The 24,784-nt window shown below is 36.0% G+C and carries 20 protein-coding genes; 6 read left to right on the plus strand and 14 right to left on the minus strand.

All coding sequences use genetic code 11. The annotated features are described in order from the left end of the window. Positions 1-24: 24 nt before the first annotated feature. Genes DKL56_RS03990 through DKL56_RS04005 form a run of 4 tightly spaced genes read right to left on the minus strand, consistent with a single transcriptional unit; the run spans position 25 to position 10,463 of the window. Positions 25-507 (minus strand): hypothetical protein, encoded by a 483-nt coding sequence (locus tag DKL56_RS03990; protein ID WP_109715499.1) that lies wholly within the window; start codon positions 505-507, stop codon positions 25-27. Then, entirely contained in the window at positions 476-3,286 is a 2,811-nt protein-coding gene (locus tag DKL56_RS03995; RefSeq protein ID WP_420812399.1) for a helicase C-terminal domain-containing protein, read from the minus strand. Before DKL56_RS03995 ends, DKL56_RS03990 begins: the two co-directional genes overlap by 32 nt. A gap of 19 nt (positions 3,287-3,305) precedes the next feature. Continuing rightward, positions 3,306-6,923: a helicase-exonuclease AddAB subunit AddA gene (gene addA, locus DKL56_RS04000; protein ID WP_109715501.1), complete on the minus strand. Its 3,618-nt coding sequence runs from the start codon at positions 6,921-6,923 to the stop codon at positions 3,306-3,308. Between the two features lie 3 nt (positions 6,924-6,926). Continuing rightward, complete coding sequence (locus DKL56_RS04005; protein WP_109715502.1) at positions 6,927-10,463, minus strand: PD-(D/E)XK nuclease family protein; 3,537 nt, start codon at positions 10,461-10,463, stop codon at positions 6,927-6,929. A 77-nt stretch (positions 10,464-10,540) separates the two neighbouring features. Here DKL56_RS04005 and mvk point away from each other — a divergent pair, with 77 nt between their 5' ends. Genes mvk through fni form a run of 4 tightly spaced genes read left to right on the plus strand, consistent with a single transcriptional unit; the run spans position 10,541 to position 14,550 of the window. After that, a complete protein-coding gene (gene mvk / locus DKL56_RS04010; RefSeq protein WP_109715503.1) occupies positions 10,541-11,449 on the plus strand; it encodes a mevalonate kinase in 909 nt (302 codons plus the stop codon). Beyond that, positions 11,449-12,408 carry a diphosphomevalonate decarboxylase gene (gene mvaD, locus DKL56_RS04015; protein WP_109715504.1) on the plus strand — a complete coding sequence of 320 codons (960 nt, stop codon included), beginning with the start codon at positions 11,449-11,451 and terminating at the stop codon, positions 12,406-12,408. The genes mvk and mvaD overlap by 1 nt, the downstream gene beginning before the upstream one ends. Positions 12,409-12,442: 34 nt before the next feature. Continuing rightward, positions 12,443-13,525, plus strand: a complete 1,083-nt coding sequence (locus tag DKL56_RS04020) for a phosphomevalonate kinase (protein WP_074425326.1) — start codon at positions 12,443-12,445, stop codon at positions 13,523-13,525. An 8-nt stretch (positions 13,526-13,533) separates the two neighbouring features. After that, complete coding sequence (fni, locus tag DKL56_RS04025) at positions 13,534-14,550, plus strand: type 2 isopentenyl-diphosphate Delta-isomerase (protein ID WP_109715505.1); 1,017 nt, start codon at positions 13,534-13,536, stop codon at positions 14,548-14,550. A gap of 55 nt (positions 14,551-14,605) precedes the next feature. On the opposite strand, the gene DKL56_RS04030 is transcribed toward fni, so the two are convergent. Genes DKL56_RS04030 through DKL56_RS04045 form a run of 4 tightly spaced genes read right to left on the minus strand, consistent with a single transcriptional unit; the run spans position 14,606 to position 18,484 of the window. Next, the gene (locus tag DKL56_RS04030) at positions 14,606-15,394 is read right to left on the minus strand and encodes an HAD family hydrolase (RefSeq protein ID WP_109715506.1); all 789 of its coding nucleotides are present in this window, start codon (positions 15,392-15,394) and stop codon (positions 14,606-14,608) included. Between the two features lie 19 nt (positions 15,395-15,413). Further along, positions 15,414-16,784: an RsmB/NOP family class I SAM-dependent RNA methyltransferase gene (locus DKL56_RS04035; RefSeq protein ID WP_109715507.1), complete on the minus strand. Its 1,371-nt coding sequence runs from the start codon at positions 16,782-16,784 to the stop codon at positions 15,414-15,416. Next, complete coding sequence (locus tag DKL56_RS04040) at positions 16,777-17,742, minus strand: hypothetical protein (protein WP_109715508.1); 966 nt, start codon at positions 17,740-17,742, stop codon at positions 16,777-16,779. The genes DKL56_RS04035 and DKL56_RS04040 overlap by 8 nt, the downstream gene beginning before the upstream one ends. Next, positions 17,732-18,484, minus strand: coding sequence for an SAM-dependent methyltransferase (locus DKL56_RS04045; RefSeq protein ID WP_109715509.1), 753 nt, complete (start codon positions 18,482-18,484; stop codon positions 17,732-17,734). Before DKL56_RS04045 ends, DKL56_RS04040 begins: the two co-directional genes overlap by 11 nt. An 83-nt stretch (positions 18,485-18,567) precedes the next feature. On the opposite strand from DKL56_RS04045, the gene lepB reads away from it, so the two are divergent. Next, positions 18,568-19,146 carry a signal peptidase I gene (gene lepB, locus DKL56_RS04050; RefSeq protein ID WP_046306911.1) on the plus strand — a complete coding sequence of 193 codons (579 nt, stop codon included), beginning with the start codon at positions 18,568-18,570 and terminating at the stop codon, positions 19,144-19,146. Positions 19,147-19,207: 61 nt separating this feature from the next. Beyond that, positions 19,208-19,399 carry an LBP_cg2779 family protein gene (locus DKL56_RS04055; RefSeq protein ID WP_109715510.1) on the plus strand — a complete coding sequence of 64 codons (192 nt, stop codon included), beginning with the start codon at positions 19,208-19,210 and terminating at the stop codon, positions 19,397-19,399. A gap of 71 nt (positions 19,400-19,470) precedes the next feature. Here DKL56_RS04055 and DKL56_RS04060 read toward each other — a convergent pair whose 3' ends face one another. The 6 genes from DKL56_RS04060 to pepT all read right to left on the minus strand — a co-directional run bounded on the left by DKL56_RS04060 (position 19,471) and on the right by pepT (position 24,776). Beyond that, positions 19,471-20,247 (minus strand): hypothetical protein, encoded by a 777-nt coding sequence (locus DKL56_RS04060; protein WP_162542500.1) that lies wholly within the window; start codon positions 20,245-20,247, stop codon positions 19,471-19,473. An 89-nt stretch (positions 20,248-20,336) separates the two neighbouring features. Continuing rightward, entirely contained in the window at positions 20,337-21,041 is a 705-nt protein-coding gene (locus DKL56_RS04065; RefSeq protein WP_074425319.1) for an ATP-binding cassette domain-containing protein, read from the minus strand. A 229-nt stretch (positions 21,042-21,270) separates the two neighbouring features. Then, complete coding sequence (locus tag DKL56_RS04070; protein ID WP_109715512.1) at positions 21,271-22,092, minus strand: hypothetical protein; 822 nt, start codon at positions 22,090-22,092, stop codon at positions 21,271-21,273. After that, positions 22,092-22,796 (minus strand): ABC transporter ATP-binding protein, encoded by a 705-nt coding sequence (locus DKL56_RS04075; protein WP_074425317.1) that lies wholly within the window; start codon positions 22,794-22,796, stop codon positions 22,092-22,094. The genes DKL56_RS04070 and DKL56_RS04075 overlap by 1 nt, the downstream gene beginning before the upstream one ends. Positions 22,797-22,807: 11 nt before the next feature. After that, positions 22,808-23,161, minus strand: a complete 354-nt coding sequence (locus tag DKL56_RS04080; RefSeq protein WP_046306922.1) for a GntR family transcriptional regulator — start codon at positions 23,159-23,161, stop codon at positions 22,808-22,810. Between the two features lie 370 nt (positions 23,162-23,531). Continuing rightward, positions 23,532-24,776 (minus strand): peptidase T, encoded by a 1,245-nt coding sequence (pepT, locus tag DKL56_RS04085; RefSeq protein WP_109715513.1) that lies wholly within the window; start codon positions 24,774-24,776, stop codon positions 23,532-23,534. Positions 24,777-24,784 lie beyond the last annotated feature (8 nt).

Consider the following 24,784-nt stretch of genomic DNA (forward strand, 5'->3'; position numbering starts at 1 on the left):
CCAAAAATTTTGCTATTTAGCGACTTAACCTAGCAAATTTCCATTTTTAAATTCATATAATTGGTATTGATAGTGATCAGACGAATCTTTTGCTGTCACTTCCCAAACTGCTCGATTATGGTACCAGCCTAGATTAACTTTTGTAATTTTGTTATTAGGATTTTGAGCCTGATAGCTACTTCGAACTTTTGCTTCACCAACGCCCTTTTTAGCTGAGAGTAAGTAGCCTTTTTTCGAACCAGGCAGGTAAATAAAATAGTATTGTTGGCGATTTTTACTTGAACCTTTTAACGAATAACTGTTAACTCCCCGATCTAAGTGATAATTTTTTTCAATTTTAGTAATTGGGGACTTAGCTAATGCAATTTGATTTAATTGCTTTGTTTCGTTTCGTTCGGGGTTACTCGCTTTATAAAAAATGAGAACTGAAGCGGCATAGAGAAATATAATTATTCCAATTAGCCATGCTACAAATTTAATCGTTTGTCTTGTGTCGTCTTCTATCATAGTTATCTAACTTATTCCGTAATTCTTTTAAACTAATTTTGTTTGTTTTAACAGGGATAGCATTTAAAAATACTTTACCATAATCTTTTGTCCAAAGGCGTGAATCTAAAATTAAAAATTGACCTCGATCGTTTTCACCACGGATTAGTCTTCCCATCCCCTGCTTAAAACGAATGATTGCACGCGGGATTGCATCTGTCTTAAAAATATCAATTCCTTGCTTTTGCAATTGTTGCTGGCGTAATTTTACTTCAGGCAAGTCTGGAGATTCAAAGGGTAATTTTGCTGCAATTACGAGGTCGATATTACAATCATGGAAATCGATTCCTTCCCAAAAACTGTCAGCTCCTAAAATAATTGCCTTTTGAGCAATTGCAAAGCGTTTAGTAATGCGGTTGTTAGAGCCTGAAACTCCCTGAGCCAAAATTTCAAAATCACGTAGAGCTGGAGAATTCGAAATTATACTGTAGACATCTTTGATTTTATTCAAATTGGTCATCAGCACAAGCACGTGATTTTTATGGTTTAAATCATGTTCTAGTATTTCTGCCAGTGATTGATCAAATTGGTTAGTGGCGACATCAGGTAGATCACTAACGGCAAGTACTTGCAAATGACTTTCCAATTTGAAGGTGCTTTTACCAACATATTCTTGGGGATGCATATCTGTTAAGGCAAGTTGTTTAACAAGATAATCAAAGTTGCCTTCACTTGTTAAGGTAGCACTGACAAAAGAAACATGATCAAAACGATCGTAGATTTGTTTTAGTTCATCTGAAGCGTCAAGCATTAACCAACTTAAATTTGCACTTAGTGGATCAGCTGGATTAGTTAAAGTAACAATAAAGCCTTCTTGGCTCATACTGGTATCTGTTTGCAATAAATCAGATAGCTGGTAGCTTTTGGTAATGTAAAAATCAAGGTGATCAATTTGCTCTGTGATTTCACTTAAAATAGCGTCTCGATCAGTGCCTGAAGTGTCTGTTTCATTATAAAGCTTAAACAAAATCTCGTTTGTTTGCTGGCGGACTTCTTCAAGTTTCTTTTGCAGTTTGGCTAAAGTAGCTAAAAACTTGCTGTCTTCGCCGAATAAGTCGCTTGCTTGAAAACTCAGTAACAAATTACTATTCGGCAACATGTTTTTGCTAATTGCTTGACTACGTTTTTGATAAAGTTCTTGCTGCAGCTGGTTGATAATATTGATTAGTTTCAGGATTGCTGGGTCTAATTTTGCTAGTAAAAAATTAAACTGCACATCATCACCATACTGGTTTAGAACACTATCATCTGCATAAAAGAGCAAATTGCGTAAATGTGTCAAAGTGCCCCAGAATGATTCAAATTGGAACGAATCGTTACGTGAAGTAATAACGTTATCAACGAAGCGGTGTGCTTCGTCAATTACTAAGTAAGGATTTTGTCCCCAAATTGAATCATTGTAGTGATTAGCTAAATATGCGTGATTAGTAACAAGAATGTCTGCTTCTTCTTGTCTTTGGCGTGCTAAATTCCAAAAGTCAACGTCCGCAAAACTACTTCCAACACGTGCGTCACCAGGATGTGATATTTTAACAAATAACGGTGCCTTATAATTGGTTAATTGCAGTTCATCTAGGTCACCAGTCTTAGTTTCTGTTAACCAAACCAAAATCCGCATCTGCAAGACTAAAGTCATTTTATTAGGCGTGCCCTGATAAAGGGTTTGATAAAACCCATCGAGATCCAAATAATGACTACTTGATTTAACAACTTCTGCTGCTAAATCAAGTTTAGTTACATTTAGTAGCTGTGGCACTTCCTGACTAATAATTTGATCTTGTAGTACTTTGGTTGGTGTAGCAATTACTAATTTGCGATTAGTGTAGAGCCGGTATGAATATGCAAACAAGTAGGAGAAAGTTTTCCCTGTCCCATTTGGAGCTTCTACCAATAAAGCCCGTTGATCGGGACTGTCAAGAAAAAGATTAATTCGGTTAATCAAGTCAACTTGCGGCTGACGATAATTAATTTTGTTTTTAAATAAACTATACTTCGCCTTATTATTAGTTGGAAAAACAGCTTCGGCGTCACCGTTTTTAACCGTTGAATGTACTTCCTGTTTTTGCAAAACGACGTTACGCACTTGCATCTGACTTTTATCTAGTGGTCGCTTTTGCTTGCGAGCTTCATCTGCGATTGTCGAGAAAACCCATGACGTATCACGAATTAAACCGTGAGCTAGTGAGCTCAGCGTATTTAAAGTTGCTTGCGGTAGCGATTCAAGCTTTTTGATGATTTTGATTAGTAAAACTGCGGTTCCATATGCGTCAGAATCTGCCTTATGCGGATTAAGATGCTTTATTTGAAGCTGATTGGTCAAATCTGTTAGTTTATAGGACGGTAATGTTGGGAAAGCGATTTTAGCTAATTCAACCGTGTCAATTGCTCGGTTAGTTAGAGCTTCATAACCATGTTGCACAAGTTCATAATTCAAAAAAGGTAAATCAAAATTGACATTGTGTGCTACGAACACAGTGTCCTTCAAAATTTTAATAATTTTTGGTGCGTAATAAGAAAAGTCCTTTTGGTTGGCAACATCACTATCATGAATGTGGGTCAAATTTTGAACCGTTAAAGGAATTTCGCGATGAGGGTTAATCATAAAAGAATAGGTCTTGACGACTTCCATGTTTTTAATAATCGCGCAACCGAATTGAATTATATGATTATCGTCTTCGCGCTGGGTACCTGTTGTTTCAAGATCAACGACTGCAAAGGTATCCTTAGCAAAAGCAGTCATCAGTTCACCTTCATTTCAATTAATTTATTTCTACTATTTTTTCTGCGTCAAGTAAGATTAGGTACTTATGTTTAACTGGTTTTTCAGCAAATGAGTTAAGTGCTCGCTCGTATAAACGCAGTTGACCAGTATACTTTTGCTTAATATTAGCAATTGCTAAATCTAAATTATGCTGATCAATGTGGTCAGTTTTATAATCAAATAATATTATGCCATCATCTTCAACGAAATAACCATCAATTGTACCATGAATTAATATTTTAGCATTTGGATCACTAAAATCGTTGAACAAGGTACTAGCAGAAAGCAAGCTGGAAAATTCAACCTCTCGCTTAAGTTGAGCAGGATTTTGCCAGAATGGTTTAGCAAAATCACTGTGAACGAACCAATTGATTTGTTGCTGATTAATGCTAGGGACAATTTCTGGATTTAACTTGTCTTGTTTAATTAAATCTTTTATTTCAAGTTCAAGTTGTTCCGGCTCACCTTTTTGATTGTAATCGTAGTACTGGAGAAGCAAGTGTGTCGCAGTACCAATCTCTGCTCCAGTAAATTTAGTTTCAAACAAAAAGTCAGGTTTAGTTTCAATTGGCTGGAGATAACGATTGGTTGAAGCCAATAAGTGTGCATTTTCCAACTCAGTTTCCAATGGATCATTGAATGCTTTCTTTATTTCAGAAACAGATTGATAAGCCGTAGTCGAACTGGCATCTCTGAAAGGATAGTCGTAATCGTACAACTTAGGAGCTATTCTTGTTAATAAAGCATGATCTTGGTCAGAGGCCACTTCTTCTGTTTTAGCTATTTCAGAAGAAATTTTTTCATTTTCATAATGGACTAACAAAAATGGTGTCTCTTCATCTAATGAATTCGTGATATCACTAATCTTGATTTCGGGATATTTGTCAAAATTAATTGCTGGACCAATAAAACTCATTGAGCTAGTAGCGTTTAATTTACTACTTAAAGGCAATTTCTGTCGACCATTAAGCTGATTTTGCCATTTTTGGCGCGTCTTTTCGTAATTTTTGACTTCTGTAATAAGAATTAGTTTTTGGCGTGCACGTGTCATCCCTACATAAAGAATACGTGCCTCTTCTTCCAACAATTGCTGCTTTTGAGCAATATTATCATAAGATTTGAGCAGTGTATCGGCGCGATAATGTTCTTGCCTGATTGTTAGACCCAAATTATTTGCATTGATAATATAATTACCGCTTAAATCACGCATTTGATAGCGGTGCTGTAAACCAATATAAAAAACAATTGGGAATTCAAGCCCTTTAGAACCATGGACAGTCATCAGTCTAACAGAGTCCCCCGCTTCTTTAGTAACTAGAGGTTGTGCTAAGTCTTTTTGACTGCGCCTCATTCGCTCAATAAAGTTAATAAACTGATATAGTCCTTTAAAGCCAGCACTTTCATATGAACTGGCACGCTCATAAAGTGCTTCAAGGTTGACGCGTCTTTGCTTTCCGTTTGGCAAAGCAGTCATTATTTCAAGTAAATTAGTTCGTTCGTAAATGCTCCAAATTAACTCAGAAATACGATGATTAGCTGCAAAGTGACGTAACTCTTCTAACTGATTTAGAAAAATCTTTGTTTTTTGACTCAGCTCATCATTGACTGCAACATAAGAAGTTAAGGCATCATAAAAACCGGTATTTTTACTATGTACTCTGATTTTGGCTAAATCAGTTTCAGTGAAATTAAATAGTGGTGACCGCAATACTGCAACTAGCGGAATATCCTGATCTGGGTTATCAATGATGCGCAAGTAGTTTAGCACAATTGTTAATTCAAGCGTTTGGAAGTAATTTTTTGCATCCGTCACCAGTAACGGAATGTCATTTTTGGCAAACTCCTGCATAATTGCTAAGTTATCGCTACGGCTTCTAGTTAAAATCGCAATATCGCTGTATTTAAAGTTCCGCTTTTTCTTTGTCTGAGTATCGTAAACTTGCAAATTCTCGTTTTTAAACTGCTTAATTCGATTAATTACCATTGCAATTTCAGCTGAATCGATTTCGTCTTCATCTTCGGTATTAGTTGAACCATCTTGGCCATCTTTTTCGCTGTATATTAGTTCACTGGCTTGGGGCAGTTTTTCGGGATAATAATTAGCACCTAAAACTAACTGCCCTTCTTTTTGGTAGTCAATCCCACCAAAGTCAGTAGTCAAAACATGATCAAATACCTGGTTAACGAGTTTAATTACCGGCTTTGTTGAACGGAAATTTGCAGATAATAGAATCCGTTCATCCTGCTTGTTCTCATCTTTAGCTGCCTCTTGATACTTATGGAGGAAAAGCGAAGGCTCAGCTTGTCGGAAACCGTAGATTGATTGCTTAACATCCCCCACCATAAATAAATTATTTTGTCCGTCCTTTTTAATCAACTGCAGTATTCGTTCTTGCAAGGGATTAATATCCTGATATTCATCAACCAAGATTTCTTTGAACTTAGTTTGATAAAACGACCGCGCCATTTGCGAATTTGAAGTATCTTGACTCAGTATTTGATAAGCAAATTGCTCCATATCACTATAGTCAACCAGATTTTCTGCACGCTTCAATTGGTCAAATCGCTCAATTAAGGCCAGCTCTGCTTTAACGATTGCAACCATAATTTGATGCCCTTTGTTTAGCAAGGAAATTTGTTCTTTTTCATCGGTAGCATAAAAGGAGGTAAAAGACGTAAATACTTGCTCGGAAGCATCTTTTTTTAACTCAACGCATTCCTCATAAAAATCAAGTAAATCTTCATCCCATTTGCTCGATTTACGAAAACTGGTAAAGAGGCAACTTCTTAGTAGCTCTCTTTGTTTATCATAATTTTCATCTCTTTCAATACTAGCCAGATAATTTTGCAAGCACTTATCAAAGAGTTGGAAGCTGTCTTTAACCTTTGCTAATTCTTTGGTCTCCATGGCAGCCATTGCCAGCAACTGCTCAAGTTTTTCCTTTAAATCAGAAAAAGTGGTCAAAAGATAAGGCTTAATGTTCTTCTGCCATAGCTTTGAATGAGTGACATCGTCACCAATTTCATATTGAGTTGGTAAGCTTTTTAACCAGTCACGGTAGTCTGGCTTAGCCATTGCATAATTATATAAGTCTAATAACAAGTCACGTGCAGACTCAGCACTACGGTCGCCGGCAAAATTCTCGTAAAAAGCAATAAAAGCTTGATCATCGTTTTCTAAAAATTCACTTTCAATTTCTTGCAGTGCTCGCTCACGCATTAATGCTGCTTGAGTCTCATCCGTTAAAACACTAAAACTAGGATCAAGGTCAATGACATAGTAAAAACGATGAATAACATCTAGACAGAAAGCATCAATCGTTGAAATATTAGCAGCGTCAATTAAGTTAAGCTGCTCTCGTAAGTCAACTTTAAGTTTTTCATGCTTATTTAGTCTCTGCTCAAGGGCACTTTTAATTTTTGCTTTCATTTCTTGAGCAGCGGCTTTAGTAAAGGTCACGACTAATAACTCATTTACACCCGTTCCAGTGAGAATTTCCTGCATAAGTCTCTCTACTAAAACAGTTGTCTTTCCGCTCCCAGCAGAAGCAGAAACCAGAATATCAAGGTCACGATCGTCTATTGCTTGCTGTTGTTCATTCGTATAATCTGGCATCACTTATTCCTCCTTTCCCAGTTTCTCTTTAATTTTGTTCATTAATTCTGTTTTACTCAAATTATCAATTTGATGGTATTTATTTTCTTTTAGCATTGCATCAAAGAAGAAGATATCCCGATAGTCAGAGTATGTCAAAGCAGTGACTTGCTGGCCATATTTATAGGGATTGAGCTGAACCTTACCGGAGAGAATTTGACTAGATGCATCTTTGATTAATTCTTCATCATATTTTAGAAGAAGTTCAATTTCTTCATCATTAAACGCGTTGCCACGAAAACTCAATGAACCATCTTTCTTACTATTGACCCCAGCATAGATTTCCGAAGTAGTTCCACCATTACTTAGTGCAGGATCGGCGTCTAAGATAACGGCCTGATCATAGTTAATAAGACCGTTATACTTGAGCTTCGTTTTTCCATCTAAGTTAGCTTGCTTAAGTTGTAAGTTATTGCCGTATAGATCTTTACCATTTAAACGTTCAGTTTGTCTGGTAATGGTTTGGTAAAATGCTCCGAGTAATGACATCGGCTCTTTACCAGTAAAAAACTGTTGATTTCGCATTAGTACATCCATATACGAGACCATTTGCAGTGAAATTCCCTGATAAAACAGTCCTAAATTAAACTTTTTGGCGGAAGACTTATAGTCGATAACTTGAGCAATGTACTCGTTTTGATCACTAACCTTTGCCAAATCGACCCGGTCCATTTTTCCTCGTAAATTGACATAATGCTTCCCATCTAGATTTGGTACTAATAAGTCTAGTCCAGGTACTTTTTCACCAAAGCCAAAGCTAAGTTCAGAGTACTTTGCTCTTAATGGAGTCTTTTTAACCGCGCGATGCCAATTAACAGCCACATTAGTAGTGGTTTGATCGAGACACTTAAAGAGGAACACATTAAATGGATCATTACGAAGTTGTTTATATTTTGCTTCGCTCTTCATTTTTTCGCGAGCAACTTCGAGCAATTGATTCAGCTTCAGATCATCAATTTCGGCCAAATCAAGCTTTTCCTTATTCAGCTCTTTCACTAAACGATCAAAAGTTTCATGGAAATAATTTCCGGCTTGGATTACATCAAATTCATTATCAAATCGTTTGCGTAAACGAAGACCATAATTTAAAAAGTATTCATAAGAATTTTCATAAAAAGTTTCGAGTTGCGAAACTGAAGAGTTTAGGTTTTCTCCGTATAATTGCTGAGCAAGCTCTGCACCGATATCTTGTGGGTGATTGTCAAACTGACTTGCGTCAAGCACCATTTTAGTCTTTTTAGGGATGCGCTCCTTAGTCAGTTCAAATAAGTGTTCAATATTAACTTCTGGATGTGCCTGCTTTAGGTATGTTAAATATCCAAGACTAGCTTGCGGATTGGTTAAAAAAGACAAGAGATCATTTAGCTTTTCTGGAAGATTATGTTGGGCAAATTCAACTCTTTCCTTTTCTTCAGTCTCTTTTTTATTAGCTGCTTTTTGCACGCTGGTATCGACACCTGCGACACGTTTAAGTCGTTCATAATAAATAGAAGGTTGAACCGACTCGTTTTCTGCGTTTACTACAGAGTATGAAACATAGGTCATATCACTACCAAGCGCCAGTAGCAGACCAAATTGATAATTTTGATCAAGGTTACTGGTTTGTTGCTGGTCTTCAATATAAGAATCTTCTTTAAATGCACCACTGTTAGTTAAAGTTTGTAAATTTTCAGAGCTCAAAAAGCCTGGTACATTTTGAATCTTAGGCAAACCTGTATTGGTGGCGCCCAAGATAAAGACCTGCTTGTAGCCACTGAGTTGAACAATTCCCGTTTCAGAAATGTTGACAGCATCCAGTGTAGAAGGAATCTGGGCAAATGTTGCTTCTTTAAAGCCATTGATTAGTACATTGAAGAAACTATCAAGCTCAAACTCATCAGGATTGATTAATAGATAGTCATGAAGCAGTGTAATTAACAAATCCCAAACTTGTTCTGATTGCCTTGCTTGTTGAAGGTCACCCTCTTCTTGGGCATCTTGGCGCCACTTTTCTAGCACTTTGGGCACGTGATTGTTAACTAAAAAGTTGAAGAAAATGGTAATTGCCTTTTGCGTGTCTGTTTCTTCTGCTAGTTTTTTTAACAAAGAAGTAATCTTTTTAACAAAAAAGTCCTTTAGTTTTTCAATTTTGGCAACTTCATCTGGAACTCTGTCTAGTCGAATAACTTCAGCAGCAATATAATCTGTAAAATCGCGCTTCCACAAGTTATGATTAATGCCGTGGGCTAAAACAAAATTTTCGAGCTCATCAACATCATGAATGTATGAAGTCTCATCCTTATACCAATCCGGAATAATTAAGTGTGTCTTCATAATCGCAAGCATATTTTGTGTTTGAAGTGGCCTAGTTAACAGCTGAGCGATATTCTCAATTAAAACAACTAAGGGATGATACTTCATTTCCTGTTGTAAATCATTAAAAAATGGAATGTCATTTTGCCGTAAAATTGGCGAAAGATAGGTTTCGTATTCGTGCAGATTTGGCGCAAGCACTAAAAAATCGCGGTAGCGGTAATTATTAAGCGCCACCTGCTGGTAAATAGTTCGAGCAACAAAATATGCTTCAGCATAACGGTTGTCGGCACGAATTAGCTGGATATTATTTAATTTTCCCACTTCAGGGACGGTACCTGTCCAAAATGAGTTAAGTAGTTCTCGGTTAGTTGGCGCTGCCGAGGGTTTAGTTGTTTCAACCTGATAATTTAGTTCGTTTGCTTCGATATATTTAACTAATTGGTTAATCGTTCTTTGAATGACATAGTCATAATCACCGGGTTCTGCTTTAGCGTCAAGCTCACCGGTTTTTGTTTTAAAAGCCAGAGTTACACTATTTGCATGCTTCATCAATAATTTGACAGTCAAACATTCCTGCAAGGAAAAGTGTGAAAAATCGCTAAAGTAAAAGTCAGTCTTACTCAAATCAATCCCACTAGCCAGAAATTCATTTAGCTGTAACTGAATTTCGTTAGAAGTTGAAAACTTATCTTTAATGGTGTCAATGAAAGCTTCATAAAGAATTTTCAAATCAGCCACTTTGTTTTTAGTTTCAAGGTCTAACTTATCTTGATCAAAGTCATCTAAGTCTAGATTACCTTCTCTAACTTGCAAAATAGTACTGTAAAGCTGCTTAACTAGGCCAGGACTAACATTGACATTTTTGAAGAGGTGGAGCTGATCACGTTTTTGTTCAATGACTTTAGCTAAAATCATTGCTGCCGCAGTGTTGTCAAGCTGAGTGGGCATTACCTGCTTTGAATCCTTTAGGAAAAACCACGCAAGTCGTGAAAAAGATAACACTTGCAAGTTCTTAACTGATTGCTCAGTATTGCCTTGACTAATAGCAAGCCTATTTATTGCTCTGATTTCTGTGGTAAACTTAATGTGATTGGGAACAATGACAAAAGTTTGTTGCTTTGGAAATTTTTGATAATTTTCAACTGCTGCTTGTAAAACTTTTTCCTGCATTGGATCGGTTTGACGACCGACTAGAATTTTGATCATTTGTTCTCTTCTCCTTTGCTACATATTTTAGCATAGGAGCTAAACTTTTTTCACAAACATTAAGGATCTTAAATAAAATGAAATCGAGTTATTTAGCGCACGGAAAAGTGATTTTGATTGGTGAACATTCAGTGGTTTATGGCTATAATGCCCTAGCCTTGCCAATCATGTCTTTACACATTAAAGCAACCGTAGAACCGGGCCCACAAATGTGGATGGATACTGCATCATATCATGGGCCTTTTTTTATGGCGCCAGATGAATACGACGGTTTGAAGTATGTCGTTAAAACAATGCTTACAAAAGCTAATAGTAACGAAAATTTAAGGATAACTTATACAGGAGAAATTCCAATCGAGCGTGGACTAGGCTCAAGTGCAACAGTTGCCCTTGCAACAACCAAGGCAATGAACGACTACTTTAATTTAAACTTGTCAAATGATGAAATAATTGAAGTTACGAATCATGCTGAAACAATTAATCATGGAAAAGCGTCAGGGTTAGATGCTGCGACCGTTAATTCTGATTACCTTATCTTTTTTAATAAAAAGTCAGGTCCCAGTGTTTTACGCGCCAAGCTAAATGCCACCCTCTTGATTATGGATACAGGGGAATTAGGTAGTACAAAAAAAGCTGTTGCTCAAGTTCAACAGCAAGTCCAGTCATCCCCAGTGGCTAATGAAAAGATTAAGCAGTTGGGTCAATTGGCCGATGATACAAAACAAGCTTGGGTTAACCAAGACCGCGTTAGTGTTGGCAAAATCTTTAATGAAGCTGAAGAAATACTAGATTCTTTTGGCCTTGCCACGAGTAAAATTAAACAGTTACAACAACTTGCTCTTGAAAATGGAGCCTTGGGCTTTAAGCTGTCTGGAAGTGGTTTAGGTGGAATCGTCATTGTACTTTGCGACAAAGTTGAAGTAGCAAAGTCAATTGCAAAAAAATGTCAAAATGTTGCTGTTAATAGTTGGATCGAGGAAATTTAATGGAAAAAACTGTTCGTGCACACACAAATATTGCTCTAATAAAATATTGGGGAAAAGAAGACCAGGCTATGCGCTTGCCTGCTATGGCGAGTATTTCAATGACACTAGATGAATTTTATACTGATACCAAAATTTCTGATAGTGAAAAAGACCGTTTCATTTTAAATGGTACTGAGCAAACTGGTAAAAGTGCCCAGCGCGTTTTTTCGTATCTTAGATTTTTACAAGAAAGATTTGGTTTAAGTGGACACTTGCAAGTTGAATCTACCAATCATGTTCCAACTGCAGCTGGTCTCGCCTCTTCTAGTTCGGCGTTTGCTGCTTTAGCAGGTGCATTTAGCTCGTACTATGATCTGCAAATTAACCGTCAAGAACTTTCATGTTTGGCAAGAATGGGATCAGGCTCGGCATGCCGTTCAGTGTTTGGTGGCTTTGCGATGTGGCAGAAAGGAAATAGCGATTTGACCTCTTATGCGTATGCAATAAATGAGCAACCTGAAATGGACTTACATTTATTAGCGGTTGAACTTAATCCTAACCCCAAAGAATTATCTTCAACTAACGGAATGCAGTTGGCCAAAACCTCGCCCTTTTTCCAGCCTTGGCTAGAACGCAATCAAGCAGAAATAGATAAAATGATTGAAGCAATTGAACAAAACGACTTTACGGCTTTGGGTCAATTAGCCGAATTAAATGCTAATGAGATGCATGCTGTTAACTTAACGGCTCAACCTGGATTTACCTATTTTGAGCCGGATACGATTAGAGCAATCAAACTTGTTGAGCAGCTGCGAAGAGAAGGAATAGAATGTTACTATACAATCGACGCTGGTCCAAATGTAAAAGTTATGACTCGGTTAAAAAATGTAAAAGAAATTACTAAGCGTTTCATATCAGAATTTGACAATGTTAAGATAGTAAATGCAAGTTTTGGTCCAGGTATCAAATATTTGGATTAATAATGTATTTAAATTGGTTAGGAGATTAAATTCTTTGATAACAGAACAAGCGCCCGGTAAGTTATACATCGCCGGTGAATATGCAGTTTTAGAACAGGATTGTCCCGCAATTTTGGTCGCAGTTAATCAATTTATCCGGGTTTCGATTACTAAATCTAAGTCATCTACTGGTTCGATTCATTCCAAACAATATTCGCAGGATTCAATTCACTGGGTACGACGCGGTGCCCAAATGGTGATTGACAACCGTGATAATCCTTTTGAATATATTTTGTCGGCAATTAACTTAACTGAACGTTTTTGCCTCGAACAACATATCAAATTACGAGTATATGATTTGCACGTCAATTCTGATCTTGACTCAGCTGACGGAAAAAAATATGGTCTAGGTTCTAGTGCGGCAGTCACAGTAGCCACGGTTAAAGCGATTCTACGTTTTTATAACGTGCCTTTTAGTAACGAACTAGTTTATAAACTGTCCGCTATTTCCCACTACTCTGTTCAAGGAAACGGCTCTGCAGGAGATATTGCTGCGAGTGTTTATGGTGGCTGGATTGCCTATCAAACATTTGATAAAAAATGGCTGAAACGCGAATTAACACAAAAGTCACTTTCTGAAGTTGTTGATGAAGCATGGCCAGGGCTAAAAATTCAATTATTGACCCCTCCTGAAGGGATGAACTTATTGATTGGATGGAGTCAAAAACCTGCATCAACTTCACGCCTAGTTGATGAAACTAATGCCAATAAAGCAGCATTAAATGTCGAATATAAACAATTTTTACAACAATCGCGAAAATGCGTATTACGCATGATTGATGGTTTTGAACAAGGCAATATTGACCTAATAAAGATGCAAATTCGAGAAAACAGGAAACTGTTACAGCACTTTGCTCAAATAAATCAAATTGCAATTGAGATTCCCCGTTTGTCAAAATTGATCAATATTGCTGAGTCATTTGGTGGTGCGGCAAAAACATCAGGTGCGGGTAACGGAGATTGTGGCATCGTTATAACCGATGAACAAACTAATGTTAATGAGCTTGAACAGCAATGGCGTAAAAACAATGTTTTACCCCTTGACCTTCACGTTCATCAAGTAAAGCTAATGCAGTAAGAAGAAAAATGTCAATTAGATCAAAACGTAAGGAAGAACACCTTTCTTTAGCAAACCAATTTTATGAACCGAATAAGCCAAATAGCTTTGACCAAATGGGACTTTTACGACCTGCTTTGCCAGAAGCAAAAGTTGACTTAAGTTCGATTAAAACAACTATGTTTGGCAAAAACGTCAATGCGCCCTTTTTTATTAACGCAATGACCGGTGGTTCTGCAAAATCATTCTCTATTAACCAAGCATTTGGTAAAATTGCTCAGCAAGCTAAAATAGGTCTTGCATTGGGTTCTGCAAGTATCTTAGTTAAAGAAGCTGAACAACTTGACAGCTTTTTGATTGCACGTGAAAAAAATCCTGACGGTGTCATAATTGCAAACGTGAATGCGAAGACTGAGGCTATGGATGCTCAAAAAATTGTTAATGAACTTAATGCTGATGCTTTACAGATTCATTTGAATACAGTTCAGGAAATTGCTATGCCTGAAGGCGATCGCGATTTTTTGTGGCTAGATAACTTAATTGAATTACGTCAAAATGTTACCGTTCCGATAATTATAAAAGAAGTCGGCTGCGGTTTAGACCAAGCGACAATTCATTTACTAAAAAATGAAGGTTTTGAGCTATTTGATGTTGCTGGCAGTGGCGGAACGGATTTTGCTAAGATTGAAAATGCACGAAACCAAAATGACCTTTCTTATCTTGAAACGATTGGATTGCCAACTGTTGTTTCTGCTTTAATGGCGGCTGAAGAAAAGGTTACCTTTATCGTGTCAGGTGGTGTTCGTAATCCATTAGATATTTTTAAAGGTTTATGCTTGGGAGGAAAATACATCGGCATTTCCAATGTCTTTTTGCAGACATATCAGGATCAAGGCGAAGATGCATTATTACAAACGATTTTGGCGTGGCAAAAAGAATTAGCTAGTTTGTTAGCTATTTACGGTCAAAATGATTTAACAAATTTAAGTAAAATCAAGCATTACTTCGACCTGCCCTTGAAGAATTTAATTGATCAATTGAATTAATTTTACATAATTAAAAATATGCAAAGTAGAATTCTACTTTGCATATTTTTTTGTCTTAATTTAATAGATGCCATATTTCTTTTTGAACGGCGCTTTCATTACTTGATCCGATCACTTGGTCCGCTGCACTTTTGGCAACTGGCAAAGCGGTGGCGGTAACAAAGCTCCGGCCAACATATTTTAGCATCCCAACGTCATTACCACTGTCGCCAAACGCAACCATTTCGCGCGAATTAATATGGAATTTTTTGCTTAAGTATTCTAGGCCAACAGCTTTGTTCATTCCTTTAGTTGACATGTCAATTGAGGTCGATGAACCAGAGACAAAGCCAATTTGCGGATAATCGCGTTGAAGTTTACTTAACAACTTCGGCATTCTGTCTTCGGGAACATCTAATGTTACCTTGAAAATCTGATCGTCTAAATGGTTAAAGTCCTCGACAATACGCAGCTTTTGGTAGTACTTTTTAAGCTCTTCTGCATAGTGCTGACCATCTTTTTCTAAAACATATGCACTTGCAAGACCAGAAACAGTGACCTTTTCATCTGAGTATGTCTGAACAATTTCCAAAATGGTTTGAAAATCTTCATCGGATAAGCTGTCAACATGAAGAACTTGTCTTCCCTTAGCAACCAGTGCCCCATTTTCTGCAATAAAATACATTTGCTGAGCTGTTTTAGGAAAACGAGAATAAATATTCTCATATTGATTTCCACTGGCAATTACAAACTTAATTCCCTGTTCCTGCATTAAAGCAAACTCGCGCAAAAATAGTTCTTCATCATAGGTTTTTTCATCGGTTAACCATGTACCGTCCATATCAGTGGCAATTAATTTAATCATCTTTAATAGTTACTTTCTTTTACTTCCGTAATCCCTTTGGATAAAAATTCTTTAAAACATTATTAGTTATTTTACCAAAACTGAACACGCAACTTTGGCAACTAACTAGCACAAAACCGTGTAAAGCTGATTCTAGGCGAATAGTTTCACCATGAATATACTTAGCATAATCTTCTTTAGTTAAATTTACTACCTGTTTTTGTTTTCTTTGTCCTAATACCAGCGCTAATTGATGACTCGGTTCAAAGCGCTTTTTCTTTAAAATTCCTAGCTCTAATCCGTTACTAATAATTTTAAAATGCATGTTGTCAGTCTCGATTGCAGGAAGATAAACATGATTTTGACTTACTAAACAAGATGCTGACCAGTTAGCAAGTTCTAAGGGTAAATTAAATGGTTTTAAAACCTCTGCAACTAATGCATTTTCTGACCTCGTCAATTTGACTTTGTTTTGATGAGGTCTTCGCTTTTTAACTTTTGTATTAGTACTTTTTTCTCGTTCAGCTAATTGTAATTTGGCAACATACTGCCCTTCACCTAAATTATCGTTTGGCCAAAAACGTAATGTCCCCTTTATTGCAGGATCGTTATTGGCCCAATCTGGATGTCCTAGTTCAACAGCAGAGGTATTTACTTTGATTGGGAGAATTTTAAAGCCAAATTGCTCGACTAACCAGGATACGATTTCTTCATCCTCTTCTGGCGAAAAAGTACAAGTTGAGTAAACCAATTCGCCACCAGGTTTAAGCATTTTTACTGCTTCGGTCAGAATGTCTTGTTGTCTTTTTTGGCAAGTCACAACATAGTCTTGTGACCAATAAGAAATTGCTTCAGGATTTTTTCGAAACATCCCTTCCCCGCTACACGGGGCATCGACAATGATTTTATCGAAAAATTGCGTAAACGGTTGAACTAACTTTTCTGGACTTGCAGAAGTTATTAGTGCATTAATTACCCCCCAGCGCTCTAAGTTTTCTCTTAAGGCTTTAACTCGTGTATTAGAAATTTCATTTGCAACAAGTAGTCCTTTACCCTTCAGCTGTTCAGCGATAAATGTGCTTTTTCCTCCAGGAGCAGCGCATAAATCGAGTACTTTGTCTCCTGGGTGAATATCAGCAATCATGGCAGGAAACATTGCTGCAGGATCTTGAGAATAAACTAAGCCACTGATAGCTTCCGGGTCTTGACCATTAATCTGGCCGTAGTATGCATTTTTAAGTCCAGGAATCGGTTGATCGAGAGAATAAGAGACTTCTCGCTGCCCTTTTAAAGTATTGATTCTAAATGCCTTTTTGGCGGGTTGGCTCATCGCATCAAATAGTTCTTGTGCTTGCTTTTGACCGAGTAATTTTTGATATTTAGAAATAAATTCAGCTGGTAAATTAAGCATGTGTGTTTTCCTTTCGCCAACATAAAAAGATGAAGAAGCTATAAACAAGCGCAACTACGCCCCAACTGCCCAAAAGAAGCATTAAAAGGTGCTCTCGATTTGAATAAAAAGCACGCCAGCAAAGGAAGAAATATGCTCCAAGTGATAATAATAGCTCTACTAATATTATTCTAAAGCCATGATTGGCAAGCCAATTGCGTAATAAACTACCTTTTAAGTGAGTCGCCTTAACGGTTTGCCAATCCAAGTAAGCCAAGATGATGTTAGCAATAGTGGCCACAAAGACTAGCAAAATGATGAATAGAAATTCTTTAATTACGGAAAGTTGACGCTTTTGATGCTTTCTTACAAATACTGGTGTTTTAACTTTAACATCATAATGACGGGCAATTTTTCTAATTACCTTATTAGAGCTATCAATAATAATGGTATAGTCTTTAAGCTTGAATTTACCTGTAGGCTGCTTGGTACCGGTTGTTAAATAATAACCATTTTGTTTCATCCGGCGGTAGTGCTTCAGGGTACCAATCACAGAATAATAAGTATTATTTAAAATAATGTACTCATTATTTTGTGTTTTTAATGTTGGAACCTTAGCATTTAAGCCTAAAACTCCAAATGAAACATGTCCCTTAAAGTCATCTAAAGTAAAATATCGTCCAGATTCCGTTGGTAATGTTAAAACATCATGATTAGACCAAACTAATGTCTGATTGTCCCTTCTTTTACTCGTTAAGTGAAGTTGGATTTTATTTTGGGGAAAGGTTTTCTCTAGATATTTTAAAAAGTCGCTAACACTTTGGTTATTCTTGATTTCAAAGCTGCGCGTATTGTTGCTCAAGCCATAAGCTTCAAGCAATTGGTTAGCTTCTTGGGACTGGACATTTGAAAGCATTGTACCTGTACCAAGTAATGTCAAAAAAATAATAAATAGTAAGAGGATTTTTTTAGATCTCATGTTTTATCTCAAATATTTGTTCTTCAATAAAATCAAAACTTGTAAACGAATGATTAATTGTCTGTAATTCCGGTGAATGGGTGAAATGGATTTGGTGCCAAAAAGTAGCAGAGTTAGTTACACCATTTTTTTCACCAATAAATAGCAAACGACTAGTTGAATTGCATTTTTGCCAAGCTTCTATCGCACTTAAATCACTCTCGTCAAAATTAGGTGCCCATGCACAAATAATTAGTTGAACGTCAGGAAACGCTTGAATTGCCTCAGGTGCAGCTAAATTCAAAACTTTTGTAGCCTGCTGGCTTCCAGTTTTTGAAGTTTTTGACCATTCTAATGAATCTGTTGCAATTGTCTTTAAACCTACTTCAGTTAAAGCTTTAGACCAATATGCATTTCCTGCCATAATTTCTAAAACGGAGCTAATTTTAAACTGCTCCTTAATTAGTTTGGCAGTTTCCAAATTTGGCAATGACCAAACACCGTAATTGATTGATAGGTACTGCCTCATGCTATTAAGAAGCTGATTGGTAACTTTTATATTGTCCTTTTGTAGCCTTGGCATACAACTTTCAAGCTTCTCAACTTCATTTGGATAAAAACCAAGTCGTTTAGGAGCAATCGGTAAAATTTTCTTTTCTTTCATGTAGCGATCAATTCGATTAACTTCTTTAACTTGGTCATGAATTATTGGGTTATCAAGCTGAGCATCTAATTGATTAATTTTCTTTAAATAATCTGTCATTTCAAATACCTACAATGATTTTACCATTCATATGACTAGATTTCAGTTATAATAAAAAGTAACTGAATAAAGGAGAATATTTTATGGCAAAAAATGTAACAAAAAAGCAAGATAACGAAGAAGAAAGTCTTGGAAAATTCATCTTAGACGTTGTCATAATGATGGTGGTAATTCTTGGTGCTTTCTATCTTGTCTTCCACTTCGTTCTTTCAAATGATGAAGTTTCTGGTCCATCAATGCAGCCAACTTTTGAAGATAAAGATCGCTTGATTTCGGTACGGAACTTTACGCCTAAACGTAACGATGTGGTAGTTTTATTAGCTCCTAAGGCCGCAAACGACACTCCTGGAGCAATGTATATTAAGCGTGTTATTGGTTTGCCGGGTGATAAAATCGTTTCTAAAAACGACAAAATGTATATTAATGGCAAGAGACTAGCTGAACCATACCTTAATAACAAATACAAAAAAGCGGACAATGATGCTGGACATACATACACCACTAATTTTACTTATAAAGTGCCTAAAGGCTATTATTGGGTAATGGGTGATCATCGTGATATCTCAAAAGACTCCCACATTTTTGGACCTGTAAAAAGAGAAAATCTAGTCGGTAAAGTTACCTTTAGATATTGGCCTTTTAATAAAATTCAAGGATTTTAGCAGTACTTTTCTTTGAATTTTTTGGTTTTTTGGCTAAAATAATTGTAAAGGAGATTTTATTATGAATCAGCAAATAGAAGAATTATCCGATGCAATTATTACTTACCAGACAGAACATCATACTACAGATACAGATTTAGCATTTGCTAGTCACCTGTCGGTAGAGAAAATTCATGCAATGAAGGCTGGTGAAGGTGAATTCACTCCTGAAGAAATTAATCAACTGTATGACTTTCTTGCTACCAAGCGTTAAGTTGAAATAAATATAAAAAATGGCCTCAAGTCTTGCTTGGGGTCATTTTTCTTTGTTTGAAGAGAAATACACTATTTCTTTTCCCTTGCTTCGAAAAAGTAGTTGAATATCAAAGTATTAGCTGCCAATAAAAAGATATCAAAGATTAACATGATGATAAGTGAAATACCAAAGTCTATATACCTATCATTATACTCATAGCCAAAAATACTACTAAACAGAAAGTTTATCGGGAAGTCGATAAGTGACGCTAAGAAGCTATTAGCACTAAAGGCAACCCAACAAGCAACAATTAGGACTATGATAAAAATGACTCTGAGAAAAGCTTGACCGCTTGTAGTGGGTAAAAATTCTAAAATTGCACGACTTGAAAAGTTTAAAAAATCAACTACAAAAAAGACAAAAAGAGTAATTAAAATCAATAGTAATATAGAGCCCCAAATTTTGAAAGCTCGTTCATTGAATAATTGAGACATAGCATTTGAAGGACTGGAGAAACCTGTAATCACGTTCTTTTTGAAACGACTATCCGTTAGTACCGACATCCCGAATAAAAGCAAAAGCCCAATTACGTCTAAGATTCCGAGATAAACAATTGAGACAAATGAACTAAGCGTATTATCAAGATAAAGATTGGTGCTGCTCATTGGAATTAGCCGCCAGGTTTGACTGCGGTTTACCCTTTGAGCAAATATTGCTATCAAGCAAACAGCAATAAATCCAAAAGCAAGAACAAGAAAGAAGAAAGACGTCATCCAGTTGGTTATGAAATTAAAATCATTTACATAAGTATTGCGGATAAAGCGATTATTTTCAAATTTATACAGAGAAAAAAAGGTTATTGCCATTGAAGTTAGAATCTGAAAATGCATCAAGGTGTTAAGCTTCTTAGTTTTTAATTTGAATAGTTCAGTAAAGCAGCAATTAAAAAGTGACATTATTCTTCTTCCTCCTGATAAAGTCCTTCATAGTATTCTTCAATGCTCTGATTTTTAGCTCTAATATCATCCGCTGATAAATGTTCATATACAGTATGATCTCTAATAATCACAACCTCATCTAGCATGGAAGAAATTTCGTTAACAAAGTGATCAGAAACTAAAATAGTAGATTCCTTAGCCTTCCATAAAATAATTGAGTTAATAATCTTTTTTCGAGCCATCGCATCAATTCCGGAAAAGGGCTCATCTAATAGATATAGATCTACTTTACGCGAAAATGTTAGTGCAATAACTAGTTTTTCACGCATACCTTTTGACATTTCAGAAAGGCGTATCTCAGAATCAATTTTCATAAAACCACGTAGCTGTTCGAATTCATTTACATCAAAATCTTGATAAATAACTTCATAGAATTTGCTAATTTGTTCTACTTTTGTATTTTCAGAAAATCCAGATAAATTATCAGTAAAGGATATGTGCTTTTTCCTTTCAACTTCATTATCCTCTCCTGCTACCATTACAGTGCCATGATAATTTTTAGCCATGCTATCAATAATACGCATCAAAGTAGTTTTTCCTGCACCATTTTCTCCTAATAATGCAACAATTTTTCCTGGTCCTAATGTTAGATTGACATTATTTAAGATCGTTTTTTGATTTTTTCGATACGTCAAATCTTTGATTTCTAGTAGATTTCCCATTAAGTTCGCTCCTAGTTCTAATACACTTTATTAACAACTAAATCTTTTGCTTTATACGAGTACGTTTGTCAATCATCATACCCTGAGATAATTCAATTTGGAGATCAAATCAGCTGTTTATACTGTATTATATTTCTATTACACTATTATGATAGACTAAAAAAATCTGCCATGCAATCCTTTTTAACAAAAAACCACTCACTAATATTCTTAATGAGTAGTTTGATAGTTATTTCTTTTCTTTTGGCTCAATATATTGATTGAACAAGAACAAATTAATGGCAATGAAAAGCAAGTCAAAGCAAATGAATATTGAAATTGGCTCCAATAAATCATTTGACGACGTTGATTGAAAAAAGACTGCAAATGGTGCATCAAAAATAGGCGTTAGAGCTCGGATTCCTTTGACTAATGCCCATATGAGAATGAACACTAGAAAAACGCGGATGAAGCCCAACAAAGACTTGTTTTTAATTGATCCTGGTAAAAAACTAATAATTGCTTGGCTTGAGAAGTTTAAAAAACTAAGCATTAAATAAAAAAGTAGACAAAATAAAACAAGTAAGATCAGTGACTGGATAACAACAATAAAATCTTCAACATTGAAAACAAAACTACTTTTTTCATACGATGTCATAACTTCTGAATGAAATGTGCCATCAAATTGAAAGGCCAACAAAAAACTAATGCCTATACCAATGGCTTCTATACATGCAAAATATGCTAATGTTGCAATTGAAGTGAAGATATTATCCAAATAATACTTTGAATCAGAGATTGGTAATAACCGCAAAGACTGGTTCACGTTAATTGACTCATTTTCATTACAAGTTATGCAGTATAAAGCCAATGCTGCAATAAAGGAGAAAAAGAGGACAAACATGAAAAACGATGGAAAAACCCCTAAATCTTGCCTTCCAAAATAAACATGTCCACTTGTAGTAAAACTAAGTACAGTAATTGCTATGGCTGCAATTAATTGGACAAGCAGTACGTAGTTAGCCTTCTTAATTTTTCGTGTAAATAAAGTAGCAAAAAGCCGACCGAACATTATTCGTCACCCTCTCCATATATGTTTTCATAAAATTCTTCGATGCTTTGATTATTCTCACGTATTTCTTCAGTTGATTTGTGACAGTAGATTGTTTTATCTTTTACAACAACAACTTCGTCAAGCATAGAAGCAATTTCGTTAACGAAATGATCAGAGATTAGAATAGTTGCTTCATCCGCTTTCCATAGAATAATTGAACTAATAATTTTTTTTCGAGCCATCGCGTCAATTCCAGAGAAAGGTTCGTCGAGTAAATAGAGTTCTGCTTGACGTGAAAAAGTCAAAGCAATAATTAGCTTTTCACGCATACCCTTTGACATTTCAGACAGACGTAAGTTTTCATTTAATCTCATGAACTTTTGTAGCTGCTTAAATTTATTTTTGTCAAAATCATCATAAAGATATTCGTAAAAATTAATTATTTTCGCAACTTTAGTACTTTCCTTAAATCCTGATAAACTGTCAGAGAAAGAAATGACCCTTTTACGGTCCGCAACAGATTGAACTCCATCAATCGCAACCATACCGCGAAAATTCTTATTAATTCCTGCGATTATGCGCATCAATGTTGTTTTACCAGCTCCATTTTCGCCTAAAAGAGCAACAATTTTGCCATGCTTTAAGTTTAAATTGATATCTTTAAGAATTACTTTTAGGTTCTTTCTATATGTTAAATTTTCAATTTCTAAGAGATTGCTCATTAACTATTCCCCTACTTTAAATAAGCTGATAAGATATCATGAATTTGATCATTTGACACACCCAAATCATTCATACTTTGAACAAATTTATTTAGCTCATCATTAATCAATTCCTGTTTTGTCTTTTCAAGCAAGTCTGTATCTTCGGTAACAAAATTACCTTCTCCGCGCTTAGTATACAAAATCCCCTCTACGTTCATTTGTTGCAAAGCTCTTTGTACCGTGTTTACATTAACAGTCAATTGAACTGCTAGTTCACGTACAGAAGGAATTTTCTGCCCTGGCTTTAATTCGCCGGTTACAATTTGACGATATAGATATTGCTTGATTTGCAGATAAATGGGAATATTATCCTTGAATTCCACAAATCCACCATCCTTTTACTGTATCACATTTCTAATACACTGTAATAATACCGCAGTTTATATGTTAGTGCAATCTTTTTTATTTCTTCCTAATAAATACTTCTAAAAAGCAATTTTATGTTCTTATTGATCATTTATAAGAGTCTTATTATTTTTTCAGTGTTCCACGACTCTGCATTTTTACTTGATTTCAAACAAAAAAGCCGATTAACTCATTAATAGCAACGTTTTAATCGGCATTTTTTGATTATTAGAGTAGATGTGCATAATTAAGCCGGTATTACCCAACAGTAATTATCATTGATATAAAAGCACTTATCTCATTTAAGTTAATTTTAGAGAAAGTGCTTTTCTAACCTTTTTTGTTTCACTATTTATTATTTGTTGCGTTCATTTCGACCATTCTGATCATAACGTCAACTGTTTTGTACATTGATTCTAAAACAGTGTATTCGTAACGACCATGCATGTTTTCCTGACCTGAGAATAGGTTTGGACATGGTAAACCACGATAAGTCAGTTGACTACCGTCTGTACCACCTCTAATTGGATCCTCGTCGATTTCGGTCAATCCTTCTTTACGATATGCATCTCTTGCTAAGTTAACAACATCCATGTGTTTTTCAAGCTCATCTGCCATGTTGTAATATTGATCTCTCATTGTTAATTTGATTCGCTCAGTACCAAATTCATCATTCATTTTAGTGACAATGTCTTTAACCAAGTTTTTACGACGCTCAAGACCATCACGTTCAAAGTCACGGACAATGTACTCAAGGTATGCATTATCAACGGTTCCCTGGAAATCAGTTAAATGGAAGAAGCCTTGTCGTCCATCAGTTTTTTCTGGTACTTCGTCTACTGGAAGTTGATTTTGGAAGTTAATACCTACTTGAATTGCACTGATCATCTGGTTTTTAGCAACTGATGGGTGAACGTTTACTCCTTGAATGTTAAGTGTAAATGTTGCTGCTGAGAAAGTTCCCCAGTCAAGCTTACCTGGAGCAGCCCCATCAAGTGTATACCCAAAGTCTGCACCAAACTCATCAATGTCAAAGTGAGGCGCACCAGTGCCAATTTCTTCATCAGGTGTAAAGGCCAAACGAATTTTTCCATGCTTAACTTCTGGATGATTCATCAAATACTCAGCTAGAGTTACTACTTCACTGACACCACACTTGTCATCTCCACCTAACAATGTATCACCTGATGTAGTAATAAGCGTTTTACCGGCATATTTTTTGAGATTAGGGAAAACCTCAGGATCCAAATAAAAATCAGAATCACCTAATTGAATTTTTGATTTACCATCATAGTTTTCATGGACTTGTGGGCGAACATTTTCCGCATTGAAATCTGCCGTATCACAATGTGCTAGAAAACCCATTACTGGAACTTCATAATCAATATTTGAAGGAATTTCAGCGATTACACAGCCGGATTTTTGGTTGTAATGTACATCACTTAAGCCCAAATCCTCTAAATCCTTCATTACAACTTCTTTCTGGAAGTCTTCTTGACGCTTAGTGGATGGAAAACGGTCTGAGTGCTCATCCGAACGCGAGTTAACTTTTACATATTTTAAAAATCTGGGTAATAAATTTGGGTATTCCATAAAAACTC

Origin of the sequence: Lactobacillus apis, from assembly GCF_003150935.1 — a bacterium.
GTDB classification, from domain to species: Bacteria; Bacillota; Bacilli; order Lactobacillales; family Lactobacillaceae; genus Lactobacillus; species Lactobacillus apis.